The organism is Bacteroidota bacterium (genome assembly GCA_016711505.1).
Lineage (GTDB): Bacteria > Bacteroidota > Bacteroidia > AKYH767-A > 2013-40CM-41-45 > JADKIH01.
The window spans coordinates 1-15,682 of the sequence record JADJSV010000016.1 but is presented as its reverse complement, the minus strand read 5'-3'; the positions used below and the strand labels follow the sequence as shown (position 1 = coordinate 15,682).

At 37.5% G+C, this 15,682-nt stretch carries 13 protein-coding genes and 5 pseudogenes; 9 read left to right on the top strand and 9 right to left on the bottom strand.

What is annotated here, in order from left to right; translation table 11 throughout:
* Window positions 1–344 precede the first annotated feature (344 nt).
* From IPL24_12990 to IPL24_12975, 4 genes and pseudogenes are all read left to right on the top strand, one after another.
* Window positions 345–920 carry a PorT family protein gene (locus tag IPL24_12990; GenBank protein ID MBK8364531.1) on the top strand — a complete coding sequence of 192 codons (576 nt, stop codon included), beginning with the start codon at window positions 345–347 and terminating at the stop codon, window positions 918–920.
* Between the two features lie 359 nt (window positions 921–1,279).
* Window positions 1,280–4,235, top strand: a pseudogene (locus IPL24_12985) (DNA polymerase III subunit alpha).
* A 1,758-nt stretch (window positions 4,236–5,993) separates the two neighbouring features.
* Complete coding sequence (locus tag IPL24_12980; GenBank protein MBK8364530.1) at window positions 5,994–6,641, top strand: hypothetical protein; 648 nt, start codon at window positions 5,994–5,996, stop codon at window positions 6,639–6,641.
* A gap of 74 nt (window positions 6,642–6,715) precedes the next feature.
* A complete protein-coding gene (locus IPL24_12975; GenBank protein MBK8364529.1) occupies window positions 6,716–7,546 on the top strand; it encodes a T9SS type A sorting domain-containing protein in 831 nt (276 codons plus the stop codon).
* 98 nt (window positions 7,547–7,644) lie between these two features.
* Here IPL24_12975 and IPL24_12970 read toward each other — a convergent pair.
* Window positions 7,645–8,545 (bottom strand): annotated as a pseudogene (locus IPL24_12970) (DUF808 domain-containing protein).
* Between the two features lie 287 nt (window positions 8,546–8,832).
* Here IPL24_12970 and IPL24_12965 point away from each other — a divergent pair.
* From IPL24_12965 to IPL24_12950, 4 genes and pseudogenes are all read left to right on the top strand, one after another.
* Entirely contained in the window at window positions 8,833–9,114 is a 282-nt protein-coding gene (locus tag IPL24_12965) for a hypothetical protein (GenBank protein MBK8364528.1), read from the top strand.
* A gap of 254 nt (window positions 9,115–9,368) precedes the next feature.
* Window positions 9,369–9,775, top strand: a pseudogene (locus tag IPL24_12960) (DUF1801 domain-containing protein).
* Window positions 9,776–9,886: 111 nt separating this feature from the next.
* Window positions 9,887–10,630: pseudogene (locus IPL24_12955) on the top strand (alpha/beta fold hydrolase).
* Window positions 10,631–10,806: 176 nt separating this feature from the next.
* The gene (locus IPL24_12950) at window positions 10,807–11,550 is read left to right on the top strand and encodes a hypothetical protein (protein MBK8364527.1); all 744 of its coding nucleotides are present in this window, start codon (window positions 10,807–10,809) and stop codon (window positions 11,548–11,550) included.
* Between the two features lie 311 nt (window positions 11,551–11,861).
* Here the strand turns inward: IPL24_12950 and IPL24_12945 are convergent, their stop codons facing one another.
* The 8 genes from IPL24_12945 to IPL24_12910 all read right to left on the bottom strand — a co-directional run bounded on the left by IPL24_12945 (window position 11,862) and on the right by IPL24_12910 (window position 14,491).
* On the bottom strand, window positions 11,862–12,224 hold the full coding sequence (locus IPL24_12945; GenBank protein MBK8364526.1) for a T9SS type A sorting domain-containing protein: 363 nt from the start codon (window positions 12,222–12,224) through the stop codon (window positions 11,862–11,864).
* 152 nt (window positions 12,225–12,376) lie between these two features.
* A complete protein-coding gene (locus tag IPL24_12940; protein MBK8364525.1) occupies window positions 12,377–12,640 on the bottom strand; it encodes a SprB repeat-containing protein in 264 nt (87 codons plus the stop codon).
* A 43-nt stretch (window positions 12,641–12,683) separates the two neighbouring features.
* Window positions 12,684–12,980 (bottom strand): hypothetical protein, encoded by a 297-nt coding sequence (locus IPL24_12935; protein ID MBK8364524.1) that lies wholly within the window; start codon window positions 12,978–12,980, stop codon window positions 12,684–12,686.
* Between the two features lie 69 nt (window positions 12,981–13,049).
* On the bottom strand, window positions 13,050–13,214 hold the full coding sequence (locus IPL24_12930) for a hypothetical protein (protein ID MBK8364523.1): 165 nt from the start codon (window positions 13,212–13,214) through the stop codon (window positions 13,050–13,052).
* A 32-nt stretch (window positions 13,215–13,246) separates the two neighbouring features.
* On the bottom strand, window positions 13,247–13,603 hold the full coding sequence (locus tag IPL24_12925; GenBank protein MBK8364522.1) for a hypothetical protein: 357 nt from the start codon (window positions 13,601–13,603) through the stop codon (window positions 13,247–13,249).
* On the bottom strand, window positions 13,581–13,868 hold the full coding sequence (locus IPL24_12920; GenBank protein MBK8364521.1) for a hypothetical protein: 288 nt from the start codon (window positions 13,866–13,868) through the stop codon (window positions 13,581–13,583). Before IPL24_12920 ends, IPL24_12925 begins: the two co-directional genes overlap by 23 nt.
* Window positions 13,869–14,008: 140 nt before the next feature.
* A complete protein-coding gene (locus IPL24_12915) occupies window positions 14,009–14,248 on the bottom strand; it encodes a hypothetical protein (GenBank protein MBK8364520.1) in 240 nt (79 codons plus the stop codon).
* A gap of 96 nt (window positions 14,249–14,344) precedes the next feature.
* Complete coding sequence (locus tag IPL24_12910) at window positions 14,345–14,491, bottom strand: hypothetical protein (protein MBK8364519.1); 147 nt, start codon at window positions 14,489–14,491, stop codon at window positions 14,345–14,347.
* Between the two features lie 534 nt (window positions 14,492–15,025).
* Here IPL24_12910 and IPL24_12905 point away from each other — a divergent pair.
* Window positions 15,026–15,524: pseudogene (locus tag IPL24_12905) on the top strand (SRPBCC domain-containing protein).
* The last annotated feature ends 158 nt before the right edge of the window (window positions 15,525–15,682 follow it).

Below are 15,682 nucleotides of genomic sequence, written 5' to 3'. Positions count from 1 at the left end.
TTTGTTTTGAATTGTTTTCATAATTATAATATTAATTGATGTGGTTTGTTATAATATAAAATTAATTAGCAATAATTCCTCTTTACTTATACAAAAGCAATATTCAAAATATAATTTGACTTTGCAAATTATCTTAAATGGCAATAATTGAAACATTCATTTAGTTGTATTTTCCTGTGTTTTTACTCATTTGGAAACGATTTAGGATTTTTCTTTTAAGAATTTTCTTTCAAATATTAGCTGCCGGCCACATTTTTCAGAAGATTAAAACAGGCACAGACTTTTAATAAGATCTTCTTAAATCGGATCATGGTCCATGAACTAAAAATTAAATTACAACCATTATGAAAAAATTATTTATGATTGCTTTATCAGTAATGACAGTTCTTACTGTACAAGCACAAACAAAAATAGGCGTTAAAGCCGGAGCCAATTTCGCAACTTTTGAAGGAAGTGACGTTGAAGACGCTAAAATGCGTACTTCTGTCAATGCCGGCTTGTTTGCAAATTTTGCTTTTTCCGAAATGCTAAGTTTGCAACCGGAAGTTCTTTACTCTGGACAGGGTGCAAAATACACAGTTTTGGGAACCGAAATTACTGCTAAACTGGATTACATTAACATTCCCATTTTACTTCAATTTAATGCTTCAGGATTCTATGCTGAAATCGGGCCTCAACTTGGGATATTAATGTCCTCTTCAGTTGAAGCCGGCAGTCTTTCCATCGCAACCGATGATCTGTATAAATCAACAGATATTGGTGCCGGCATAGGACTCGGTTTCAAACTCGACAGCGGTTTTGGAGCAGGGGTACGTTACACAATGGGATTAACTTCTATCGACGACACAGCCGGCGACGAAGCAGATGTTAAAAATGCTGTGATCACAGTTGGATTGCATTATGCATTTGGTGGAGAATAAAAAAAACATTGTTTTCATGGAAGGGAGATAGGTTTAAACCTGTCTCCCTTTTTTTCAATTTGAATTTGTTAGTACGGAAGAAATGAAATGGTATTTTTTTTAACACTAAGACCACTAAAATTTCAGGACAAGTCACTTAAGTGTTCTTGTGCTAAAAATTTAGTGATCTTAGTGTTTTATTTTTTTACTCCCAACTTATTATTTAAGATCTGCAAAAAAACTATTCGCTAAAAAATCAAGCGGTTCTATATTCGAACTTTTTTTTTCTTGGATACCTCTTCGAATATGATTACATTATAATCAACTAAAATGATTGTATTGCTACCTAGCATTCTGCACACATTCCTCACTGCATTGCCGTGTATTTCAACACCCACTCCCACTTCAGCTTCAACTTCGGCACTCTCAGTATCGAACAGCTCTTCCATGAAGCAAAGCGATGCGGGATCACGAAGCTTGCACTTACTGATATAAATAATACGTCCGGGGTAATGGATTTCATCCGCCTCGCACCGCAGCATGAAATTGAAGTAGCAGTGGGAATTGATTTCAGGATAGGAGCGAAGCAACTTTACGTCGGACTGGCAAAAAATAACGAAGGCTTTCGGGAGTTGAATGAATTTCTGACAAACTGTTTGCGCAGAGGTACAAGTGAAGTTCCCGACATTCCGCCTGTACCGCCTTCATTACAAAATGTCATCTGGATAATTCCTTTCAGTTCTGCAATGAGTGTAAAGCCTGAATACATTCGTAAAGAACCAAATTGTTTTGTCGGAATTCGTGCATCGCAACTCAATCGTTTGAGATTTTCAGAATGGGAATATGTGAAACATAAACTTGTTGCACTAAGTCCTGTTACATATAAACTCAGCGGCGGATTTCAGTTGCATTCATTCTTGCGTGCAGTTGCAAACAACACTTTACTTTCTAAACTCACTGCCGATGATGTTGCCGCACAGGATGAGATCATGTTCACGCCTGTCGAATTACTGAAACGCTTTGAAGATTTTCCTGCGCTGATAGAAAATGCACTACGCATCCTCGATGTATGTTCCATCGCTTTCGATTTTCATGAGAGTAAAAACAAACGGACTTTTTCCGGAAGCCGGCCGCTTGACTTGCAGATCCTTCGGCGTGAAGCGTACAAAGGTGCAGAGTATCGTTATGGAATTCCAAGTGATCTTATCCGCGAACGAATAGAGAAAGAACTGAAGATGATCTCTGAACTTGGTTTCGCGGCGTACTTTTTATTGAACTGGGACATTGTTCGTTATGCGCAGCATAAAAATTATGCGTACGTCGGACGAGGCAGTGGTGCGAATAGCATCGTTGCTTATTGTCTGCGTATCACCGATGTAGATCCTGTTGAACTCGATCTGTACTTCGAACGATTCATCAATCCATTCCGCGCTAATCCGCCCGACTTCGATATCGATTTTTCCTGGACCGATCGCGATGATGTGACCGATTATATTTTCCGTCGTCATGGAAAAGAAAATGTTGCTTTGCTTGGTGCGTATTCAACGTATCAGTCGAATGCTGTTGTGCGCGAACTTGGAAAAGTATTCGGTTTGCCGAAAGGCGAGATCGATGCTATCGTCGAGAACAGAAGGCATCCCGATACACCCGACAAGATCACGAAAGCGATAAATTATTTCTCCATGCAGATGCACGACATGCCCAATCATCTCACCGTGCATGCATGTGGAATTGTGATCTCCGAAAAACCGTTGAGTTGGTACACAGCTACCATCATGCCGCCGAAAGGTTATCCGACAACGCAGTTCAGTATGCTCGAAGCGGAGGATCTCGGATTATACAAACTTGATATTCTCAGTCAGCGCGGACTTGGTCACATAAAAGATACAGTCGACATTGTCAAAAAAAATTATGGGTTGACGATAGACATTCACGCCATCAAAGAATTCAAAGAAGACAAGCGTGTGAAAGAACTCATTCGCACAGGCAGATGCATGGGATGTTTTTATGTTGAATCACCTGCTATGCGCATGTTGCTGAAAAAACTGGCAGTAGATACGTACATACAGTTAGTTGCTGCAAGTTCCATCATTCGTCCCGGTGTTGCGAAGTCGGGAATGATGCGCGAATATATAGTGCGCACGCATCATCCTGAGAAGCGTGTGTACATTCATCCGGTGATGGAAGAGTTGATGCAGGAAACGTATGGCATCATGGTATACCAGGAAGATGTGATCAAGGTCGCGCATCATTTCGCAGGACTTTCGCTTTCTGAAGCTGATGTACTTCGTCGTGGTATGTCGGGGAAATTCCGTTCGCGTACGGAGTTTGCAAAGATTCAGAATAATTATTTCGAGAGTTGCAGGAAGAAAGGATATCCGGAGGAAATCATATCAGAAGTGTGGCGGCAGATCGAAAGTTTTGCAGGTTATTCTTTTTCGAAAGGACATTCAGCATCGTATGCGGTTGAAAGTTTTTCAGAGTTTGTATCTGAAGGCATATTATCCGAAGGAGTTCATGGTAGGAGTGATCAACAACTTCGGCGGATTTTACAAAACAGAATTTTATGTTCACGAAGCTCGAATGTGTGGCGCGACGATTCATCCGCCGTGTATTAACAGTAGTGAGTATGTTACATCCATTGTGGCCGATGATATTTATCTGGGCTTCATTCATCTCGCAGGACTGGAAAAAACTGTCGGCAATAAAATTGTGAGCGAACGAAACGAGCATGGTGATTATAAAAGTCTGGAAGATTTTACAAAGCGTGTTTCGATTGAAATCGAACAATTACGAATTCTCATTCGCATCGGAGCGTTTCGTTTTACCGGTCGTACGAAGAAGCAATTGTTGTGGGACATCCACATGATCCTTGGTCGTGAGCGCAAAACAGAAGTACGGCAAGAGTTGTTTGAGACCGGAGTGAAGACCTACACTCTTCCGGCGCTGGATCAAAAACCACTTGACGATGCCTTTGATGAAATTGAGTTGCTGGGTTTTGCATTACGTTCACCTTTTGAACTTTTGAAAGAAGAGATGAAAGTAAATACGCTCGCATCCGATCTCCCGAAATTTATCGGAAAGAGATTCGAGATCATCGGTTATATGGTTACGATCAAGTACACAACTACAGTGAAGCGGGAGATGATGATGTTCGGCACTTTCCTCGACCGCAACGGATATTTTTTCGACACCACCCATTTCCCGAAAGTCACCGATCAGTATCCATTCCGCGGAAGAGGTTGTTATCTGGTAAGAGGTAGAGTAGACGAAGAGTTTGGTTTTTGCAGTATCATGGTAGAGAGTATGGAGAAGGTGGAGTTGAAGGGGATGTAGTTTTGGGAATTTGTTTTAAGGGTTTAAGATATGGTGGCAGTAAAGCGGATACTTTTACAATGAACCATCCAATAACTATCTGCGATAACTCTGCGAAACTCTGCGGGAAATAAATACCGGTGTTTATTTCCCAAGGATCCCGCCGATTTTTACAATTCACAAAGGCACACTCAAAGACAACACCGCGTGAATTCAGGAATCTGCGAGATCTGCGGGAGAAAATTAAGCGCCATTTTTTTTCCCGCAGATCCCGCAGATTCCGCAGATTCATCGCAGATTAATTTTGTTGAATGGAGTATTGATATTCCATTCCGCAGGAATCTCTGCGGATTTTCTGCGCCTTCTGCGAAAATGCGGGAAATATTTTAAGCATTATTTATTTCCTGCAGAAGACACAGACAATGCAGAATAGCCGCAGATTTTATTTTACTTCTAAACGAATCAAATTAATTTTTTTTTCAAAAACATTTTTGAAGAGTAACCACTATCAAATTGGCAACCTTCTTCACAAGTGCCGACCTCGAAGAGGTCGCATATTTGTAGAAAGGGAAAAGCCCTGACGAACCCGACCTCGAAGAGGTCGCACATGATAACGTAATATCCTTTCATCTTTTATAAATAAAATCAAGAAATCAATTTTAAAACACCAGTGAAACATTGTAATGCCGTAGTAGTTCCGGATTCCTCATTTTTCAATTTTCATCCCAATAGCTATCGGAGATCTGCGGGAAATTTTTCAAAAAAAATAATTTCCCGCAGATCCCGCAGATCCCGCAGAATAGCCGCAGATTAATTTTGTTGAATGAAGTATTGATATTCCATTCCGCAGGAATCTCTGCGGATTTTCTGCGTCTTCTGCGAAAATCTGCGGGAAATATTTTAAGCATTATTTATTTCCCGCAGAAGACACAGACAACGCAGAATAGCCGCAGATTTTATTTTACTTCTAAACGAATCAAATTAATTTTTTTTTCAAAAACATTTTTGAAGAGTAACCACTATCAAATTGGCAACCTTCTTCACAAGTGCCGACCTCGAAGAGGTCGCATATTTGTAGAAAGGAAAAAGCCCAGACGAACCCGACCTCGAAGAGGTCGCACATGATAACGTAATATCCTTTCATCTTTTATAAATAAAAATCAAGAAATCAATTTTAAAACACCAGTGAAACATTGTAATGCCGTAGTAGTTCCGGATTCCTCATTTTTCAATTTTCATCCTAATATAGTCGGGAATTTTTCAAAAAAAATTTCCGCAGTCTCCGGAAACCCCAACGCAGATCTTGTGGAAAGTAATTAAAGAGTTTTAATTAAACGCGCCAATAATTTTATCAGCTAAGCAAATCACAAAATCTGATTTTAATTAATAATACTTATCATATGCGTAAAGTCTTTGTAAACCCATCACCGATCTGCGCCTTATCTGCGCCTTTATCTGCGAAAATCTGTGGGAAATTTTTAAGCGCTGTTTATTTCCCAAGGATCCCGCCGATTTTTACAATTCACAAAGGCACACTCAAAGACAACAAAAATCTGCGATGAATCTGCGGAATCTGCGAGATCTGCGGGAGAAAAATTAAGCACCATGGTTTCGGAATCGCATTATAAAATTAGGGCAAATTATTCAGGAATTCAGTAAAAATTGATATACTTGTATTTAGGACAATTAATTTGAAAAAATTATTGAGGTTTTACAATCAATCGTTTTCCTAAATTCCACCTTTGGTTAGTGGCAATACATTATGGCAATTTTAACTCTATGAAGAAAAGGCACAGCTTAATACTATTTTTCTTGGTATTCGTAGCAAAAGAATTGACTGCGCAGTTGACATTTCAAAAAAACTATGGTACTCATTATGTGGATTATGCTTCTAAAATCATTCAAAATAATAACGGCGACTTTTTCATAACCGGTGTCCTCAAGGTTTTGGTGCCGGGAAATATCTTTTTAATGAACATGGCTAGCGATGGGAGCATCAAATGGGTTAAAGATTTCTTTGGTGTAAACAGCGATATACCTTATGATATGATTTCAAATCAGGATGGCGGATTTTCTCTTGTTGGTAGTACCTGGAGTTTTGGAACAGGTCATTCAGATGGAATATTTATAACAACTGATTCTTTAGGTAATGTTAAGCAAACAACTACTTATGGAACTGCCGTTGAATATGATGAGTTATATTGTATACAAAAAATAAGTAATGGATTTATTTTGGGAGGAACTGCCAGACAATTTACAGGTCCTGCAATTTACAGAACAGATTCATCTGGAAATATTATCTGGTCGTATTTAATTTCTCCCGCCTACTTTCAAACCTTGATAAAATCAATTTACCAATGTAGTGATAGTGGATTAATTATATTACGATCGGCATCACAGTCATATTTTTCTCACTTATTAAGTTAGACCAATATGGAAATTTTATTTGGGCAAAAGATTTTTCTACGAATGATGGTAATATGTCGATGATAGCCAACAAAATGGTGCATACAAGTGATAATGGATTTATTGTTACCGGTCATACTTACCTAAATGCTATTGGTGCTGATCAAGATATTTTTTTGTTAAAAACAGACAGTGCAGGAAATCCCCTTTGGTTTAAAACTTACGGTAATACATTTTTAGAAGCAGGTGAGGATGTAATCCAAACGTCAGACAAGGGGTATGCTATTACAGGAAGCACAAACAGTTATGGCTTTGGTGCAAATGACGCATTCTTATTAAAAACTGATTCAGTAGGAAATTTTGAATGGGCTAAAACATACGGTGATATTTGGAATGATAAATCTTCATCAGTCATACAGTCACAAGATGGGGGATATGCTCTTGTTGGTTATACTTATTTAAACGGTGTACAACCTGATAGCATAAATATACTTTTTGTGAAAACTGATTCTATTGGAAATTCTAATTGTAGGGATACTTCATGGTTTCCAATAAGCCAGGAAGGTGTTTATTATTTGTCGAATCCCTCCTATACAACAACTCCCTATGGGATTTCAACAAATCCAGGAGTAGTATCAAGCCTGAAAACATTTTCAGAAACAAAATTTTGCACTCAAATTTGTATTAGGGAATTGTATTTATCCATTTACCCAAATCCAAATAAAGGAATATTTACGATTAATAGTGGTGATGCAGAAATTAAAACATTGGAGATATTCAATACACTTGGGCAAATAATTTATTCACATCAGATAAGTTGTTGTACAACCGAGATTGATTTGAGTCAATACTCATCAGGAGTTTATTTTATTCGGGTGATGTCAAAAGAAGGTGAAATTAAGCAAGGAAAGGTAGTGGTGGAATGATTGGGAATAGCATCACGTATGCAACGAAACTGCGCATAACAGAAAAAAAGTGATACAGATCAATTGATCATGGGACATAAGTGTGAAAAGGATAGTCCTCAATATTCGGTTTTACTTTTGCTTTTAAAAACTTTCTTCACAAGCAAAACAATTTTCTCCACAACAAAACCTAAGATCAATCCGGCAATAGCACAAGCAACTGCCTTAGCAAACCAGGCTACAACAGGCATTGCAGATAATTTGGTTTCAAGATCGTGAAGTAAATGATTTGTAAACGGAATGCCATGCGCGATGATCTCTGCACCTACCCAAAGCATGGCAGCAGTACCGACAACGCTTAAGACACTTAAAATATGCGGCATAGATTTTACAATACCTCGACCGAATCTCCGGGTAAAGTTGTGATATTTTTCCTGAGCTAAGTGTACTCCTATATCATCCAGTTTTACAATAAAGCCAACAAGTCCATAGACTGCAATTGTAATAAAAACAGCTACTGCTAACATCACCACTATCTGGTTTAATATAGGGCTGCCCGCAACCTGGCTATATGCAATTGCCATGATTTCCGCTGACAAGATAATATCTGTACGAACAGCACTGGTAACTCGTTCTTTCTCCAGCTCTTCTGGTGTAATAGCTTTTATCTCTTCAATATTAACATTTGCATTATCATGTCTACTGAACATAGAATGTACCTTTTCATTACCTTCAAAACATAAATATGCTCCGCCTAACATTAGAACAGGAGTAATTGCCCAGGCTGCAAAGTATCCAAGCACCAAAGCTGCCGGGCTTAGAATAAGTAATTTATTTATCAGTGATTTTTGGCAATTTTATAAATGATAGAAAGTTCGCGGGATGGATCAAGGCCCACTACATACTTTGGAGTAACCGCTGTATCGTCAATGACAATGCTTGAAACTTTTCCTGTGGTCTTGGCGCCTGAGTAGGTACATCATCCAGACTGGCTGCGCTTACTTTTACCAATGCTGAAATATCATCTAATAATGCAAAAAATCACACGCCATAATCTCTGATTTATCTACTTAATTTTCGTTTTAAATGAAATGAACTTTTCTTTGCAGAAAAGGCATGGATTCAAGTAACTTTCGAATTATAGCTCTAACTTGAAATAATATTTTGTAATTTGCCCGCTCAAACTTAAACATTATTTTTTTTAAATGGATCGAAAATAGTAGTTCAAGATCCGGAACAAAAGTGATGCGGAGAACCAGTTAACTTAAGAAATTTAATGAAAACACTCCTCCTGTTAATTAATTTGTTTGGCGATTTCCGAATTTTCATTTTCAATAGGTGGAAATGATACGTTAAATGAAGTTACATGTAACCAAGTTGAACTTAGACATGGAAGACTCTATGGCGATTGGCATTATGTAATTAATTCAGAGAAAGAATTTCGAAAGATAATTGGTGGACGTTCAGGTATTGATTTTTCTGCGTTTACTTTATTAGGAGTGGTTACAAGTTCTGGTGGTTGTCAACCTCCTGAGGTCTCACATTCAATAAAATATTCAAAGCAGGCTGATGAATATTTTATGAATTGAGGTAAAGGTTAATGGGCTTTGCGAACCGAATCATCTGATTGAAATTTGGTGTACCATTGCTAAAATATCTGATAGTTCACAGTATCATTCAGCAAGCAGGAGTAAAAAATACTTTTACGATATAGTTGTAAGTACTACTAATTCTAAGAAAGGAAGTTTGAATTACATTTATCTTACATTTTCGAAAAGTATGTTTTCAAAAATTAGTGCAAGAAAAATTGCTAATTAAGTGATCAGATGAATATAAAGAACAAATCAAGGACTATATCTCAAGTCAACCCGAAGCGAAGAAAAACGATATGCAGGAATTACACCCAAATCATTCTGAAATTGATGCCGGCTTGTAAGTTATGGTTTCTGGACGGGAAAAATAGTGAGAATAAAATTGTATCGAATCCCAATATTGGATACGGGCTTCAAACTATGAAATATGCCGGAGGAAAAACCAAAGTTTTACCAAATTGGTTTGAGTGCAAACACAACAGGGATCTCTGTTTACATACTTGGCCTTGAGGATAAGTCGTACTTGTCTAAGACTTATGGAAAGATCTTGGCAAGAGCAAGTGTTACCGGGTATTGTATTAAATTCAAAACGCTTAAGGATATTAACATTGAAGTTCTGAAAGAGGCAATACAATATGGCGTTAACGAAACAAAATAATTATTGGAGCGAATTTTAATTTTGCGATGAAAAAATTTTATTTAAAACACTTAATGTTCTCTTAATTCTATATCTGGTTGTATGTAGAATTTTATTTTCTTTCAGGAAAAGCTGATTTTCTTTCCTCAAAAAATTAAACAAGGAATATCAGTTTAGTTTTGATCAGAATTTGAAGAAATTAATATCAAAACGAATGATAATGTCCTGCTTAATGGTTTATTATTTAAGTCTGATAGTTCTAAAGGTTTGATTTTTTATCTCCATGGCAATGCAGGTTCATTAGGTAATTGGGGTAGTGTCGCTAAGACCTATACAGATCTGAATTACGATGTTTTCATATTAGACTATAGAGGGTATGGCAAGAGCGATGGTTCAATTAATAGTCAAAAGCAACTTTTCGCAGACCTGCAATTGGTTTACGATGCAATGAAGAAAAAGTATAGCGAAGACAAGATTGTAGTTTTGGGTTATTCAATAGGATCGGGGCTTGCTGCTTATTTAGCATCTACTAATAAACCTAAATTACTGATTCTTCAGGCACCTTATTATAACTTAACAGACTTGATGTCGCATACATTTCCAATTATTCCAACCTTTATTTTAAAATATAAATTTAAAACAAATGAGTTTATAAAAGATTGCAAAATGCCAATTGTTATATTTCATGGAAATCAGGATGAGGTGATATATTACGGATCATCGTTAAAACTGGAAAAGGAATTTAAGCCCGAAGATAAATTGATCACACTTGATGGTCAAGGTCACAATGGAATGACTGATAATCCGGAATATCGAAAGGGAAATACAAGCGGTATTATTGTAAAAATGAGAAATCAACACACCGCTTGGAGTTAACCATAAAAGTTATATCTTCGAATTACAGCTCGCAGGCTTGTTTTAATCCTAGATAATGTTTAGATGAAATTTGCTTTAATAAATACTATACTATTTCTCATTTTGACTTATACAAAGGCGCAGCCTAATCTATATTTCAAAATAATCCTGTATGGCAAATTCTAAGTTCCTGCGCAGTGCCTGCACCTTGTATACGGGAAGAGTCGAAGAATTATTACTTAAATGGAGATACTCTTATTAATTCATATGCTTACAAGCAAGTATATAAGAAAGGGCAAGGCTATTATTACTGGTGGACAGCGCCACCTCCGGATTGTTCAGGCTCCTTCTGGTACATTGACATTACCCGCCTTTTTATTCGATCAAGCGGACAGCAGATTTTTCTGAGACAACTCAATGATGCAAATGAATATCTGTTGTTTGATTTTGATCTTTCAGTAGGTGATACATTACCTGTCACATATAACAACCCTCAAAGTGATATTTATGTTTCAGGTATAGATAGTATTAATACTCCTCATGGCTATCTCAAACGTTATGCACTGACCGGAAACAATACAGCTCAATTTCTTATTGAAGGGATTGGCAGTACAAATGGCTTGGTTGAACCTATTTCAGTTATACTTGAGTGTGGACACTCACTTACTTGTTACAGTTTAAATGATACAGCAGTTTATCCAACGTCAGGTCCGACTTGTAACTTGAATATTAATGTAACTTCTTACAACAGAAATTTAAATGTTACATTTTCACCTAATCCGTTTTCTGTTCGGACTGTTCTGATATCTGACCAGCATTTATATAATGCAAGACTAACCGTAGAAAATTGTTTCGGCCAAACTGTGGCCCAAATTGAAAACATCAGTGGAGAAATATCGTATTTAGTAGAAATGAACTTTCAAGTGGTTTGTATATTTTAAGTTAACACAAGACAATAAAATAATTGCAACAAATAAAATAATTATTACAGACTGACTAAATATTTAATTTAGCCAATTATAATAAATGAAATCTTTCGAAATAAAAGAGATAGATTTTAAACCAGACATTCGAGTTCACCAAGGTTTCAGCACAAGTGCAAAAATCGGGCGATTATAATAATGTGTTCTTGCGATAAATTTTACTGAACTTATGTTAAAAAAAATCACTTAATACATCGTGCCCTTAATTGAAAATAAAACGGGCTATAATTGATCTTATCAACAATAGCCCGTTTGTTTAATTCTCTTCTTTACAGAGAAAAAGTATTATTACACTTTTTTATCAGTCGAATCGTCTGACTTTCATTTCCAAATGATATTTTAACAAAATAAATTCCTGAAGAAAGATCTTTCAGGTTAAGTTTGCGAGTGTCATTTGATTTTAGATTTTCCTGTGATACAAAATGCGTTTTTCCAAATGCATCAATAATGTTTATTTCAACAACTCCCGGAGTTTCATTTCCGAAATTGATATCGATCATACCAGTACTAGGATTTGGATATATACCAACATTCCGGATTGGCTGTGATGTATTTCTGTTCGGATTACATGGTGTTGTAGTAATAACAATGGCATCAAATGCTTCGCGTGAATTTCCGTCTGTAATCAACACAGAGTAAACTCCGTCAGTAAGAAACGGTTAGTGTTTGATTTGTTGAGTTATCTGACCAGAATATTGATACCCTGAACCTGCATCGAGCGTTAGAGTAGATCCTGCGCAAATTGTTGTATCAGCGCCTAACTCAACTACAGGTGAAGCCGAATTCAAAACCTATTACGATTGTTCATAATCAGGACATCCGACATAGTCAAAACTTCAACTGTGTATGTGCCCGGTGAAAGGTTGTTTACACTTGCAGTTGTTGCACCACCCGGCATCCATAAGTATGAATACGGTAGGGTTCCACCTGAACCGCTTGCTGTAGCACTTCCATCTTCACCATTCTGACAAGTTGCATTGCTTGATGAAACTATACTTCGCAACGATTCCTGCTGTATTGCACAGTTCCTGAAAGTGTTTGCTGGCATCCGTCAACATTGTCTGTTACTGTAACTGAATAAACACCTGCAGTTAATCCGTAGCATTAGCACCTGTGCTCACAGAAGGAACCCATACATATGAGAAGTTTCCGCTTCCACCTGTGATCTGTACACTTGCAGTACTCATCCGACGCCTGACAAGTTGCGCTGTTGTGCTCATGCTGTAGTAAATCCGACTGTACTTGGAAATTTCAACTGAATTGGAGGCGTTACAATTATTAGCATCTCTTACTGTTACAACATAAGTTCCTGCTGTAAGATTGGTGATTGAACTTGTATTTTGAACAGGAGTCGTATTCCAGCTATAAGTATATGGAGCGGTTCCCAATCGGCACAGTACAAAACAGCACTTCCCGGTTGTCCGGAACAGTCTGCATTTGTTGATGTTGTTGTCCAGCTAAGCAGGAGGTTCTGTAATAGTTATGTATTGGTAAGATGAGCAACCAGTTGGACTGATCACATTCACACTATATGTTCCTGCTGTAAGATGGGTAAGATTAGGAGTTGTTCGTTCTCCCGGCATCCACATTATTTCAAAAGGACCTGTACCGCCAACGTTCATGTGAACAGAACCATTGTGTCCGCCATTGCAACTTACGTTTGTAGTAGCAATTTGTGGTACAGCCCCGGTGTCACATTAACTACAACTGGCAATTGCGATGCTTGTGCCGGTGTTCCATCATCAGTAGCAATGATCATCAGTTGATTCAATCCAATGTTAGAAGCCTGACCAACTACCTGAACAGTAAATGTAGAAGTATTTCCGGGCAATGAAGTAACGGTAACACCACTCATCGTAGTTGATGTAGTGACTGTTGTAATTTGTCCTTGCTCAGGAGATAAGAATGAACCTTCAATTAATAAAGTATCACCTTCACAAACGGTCAAAGTATCACACGCCTGTGAAGAATTCAAAATTGGTGGAACATTACTTCCCGCTTTGACAAACATTAAAAATGAATGATTGATTATCGAGAGCATCTATACCATCGTTGTTTGCAAATGGTCCATCGTACTGAGAACCTGCCTGGTCAAACAAACCAATTTGAATATAGTCAGTTCCATTTCCACTATTTACACCAACAGTTGCAGGTACTCCGCCAAATCCACCTGCACCTTGTGAAGCATCACCTGTTGTCCATTGCATGTCCTGGTAACAAAATGAAACGTTTGATCCGGGAGGTAATAATGGATCGAAACCATCTGTAATGATCAATTGAAAAGTATTTCCAAGGTCATCAGTGAATTAAAATAACCGACATTTTCCCATTGAACAATTAAATGCGTAGAGTAAGGTTGATAATATACAATTCCACTTGTAGGCACCACGTGTATCATCGGCCCAGAAAGGTGCAATCATTGTATAGGTTGGATCGGAAACGAATTCGCACGTAATGTTGCGTATGGATTATTGATCGATACATTTCCGTTATTGTTGATGTACATAAAATTTACCTGCTGTCCGTAAAAGCAAAATGGAAATGGAACAGTGATCTGTGTTGTTGACCAGTCATCATTTCTATAATCGGGAGGTAAGCCGGGACCACCCACTACCACCTGATCCGTCGAACTGCGCAACTTGCCAGCTTGAGTCACGTGGGATCCAACATGCGCAACCGCTTGCAGTGTTCACTGAATTTGGAATTGTCAGATTTGGAGAAATCCTGGCTTGACTTTTCCCGGGCATCAAAATTAACATACTTTCAGATCCGTTAAGTTTGCCATCAACCTTTGCTCGATTGACTTTAGCCATATCGATTGTTTTACATCGATCTGTGAAACAATTGCGATGTGAAAATCAGCAATGCTCCGATAATAAAAGTAATTTGTTTTTTTCATAACTGTTGGGTATTAAGGGTTAGTGAAAGTAAATTACAAAATGGGCAGGAGATGTACAAATATATTTGGTCAGTAAACCGGATTAAACAAAATACATGCTATTTTTAGTTTTTTGGCGGTAGAAATTGCGGTTTTCAAGGGAAAATTAGTTAAAATAAATTTGCGCAACTCAAAAGTTGCATATATATTTGCAACCTGACAGTTGCATATTTAACTGATAGAAATGAAACAAGACCTTTTCCAAGCCATAGCCGATCCTACGCGCAGAGCTATTTTAACGTTAATTGCTATTCAGGCATTAACGCCAAATGCAATGGCTGAAAATTCGATATGAGCCGGCAAGCAGTTTCGAAACACATATTAAAGTGTTACAAGAATGTGAGTTGATCAAACCTGAACACTCGGGGAGAGAAATTTATTATCACTTTAATCCGAAAAAAATGCAGGAGTTTGACAACTGGATATCACAATTCAGGAAAAGCTGGGAAATACAATTTACTCAACTCGACAAAGTATTATCAACCATTAAAAAAAATAAAAAATGAAAACGATTTGTTATTTGATTTTACCGTTGACAAGACAGCAAAAACGGTATTTATTACGAGAGAATTTGCAGCTGAACTTTCTTTAGTTTGGGATGCATTTACAAAAAAAATTCTTGATCAGTGGTTGGCGCCTGCACCGTTTGTCGCGAAGAAAGTATATGAATTTTGAAGTTGGTGGAAAAAGATTTTATGCCATGGTAAGTCCGGATGGTCAGGAACGATGGGCCATTCAGGAATACACATCCATTAGTCCTAAAACTAATTTTAAATTGCATAATGCTTTTTCCGATAAAGATGAAAATCCGGAATTGCCGGGATCAGAATGGGATTATACTTTCAGTGAACAAAACGGAGTTACTAAAGTGACCATTGTAATTTATAATGAATCGTTTGATCGTATGGAAAAATTGTTGGATGGATTCAGACTAGGATTTACAGCAACGTTGGAAAACCTGGAAAAATTGTTAAGTAGATTCTCAGAAAAATGATTTTTGTATTCAAAACTTCTGTTAAAACAAAAGTTCAGTTAAAGAGACTAAAGCCTCATATTGACGAACTCTTTCTGGTGCAATATGGAATATAGATCTCGAAGACATTGACAAGATTTTACGGTTGGGAAAGCGATGAAGATATAGTTTTGAATATA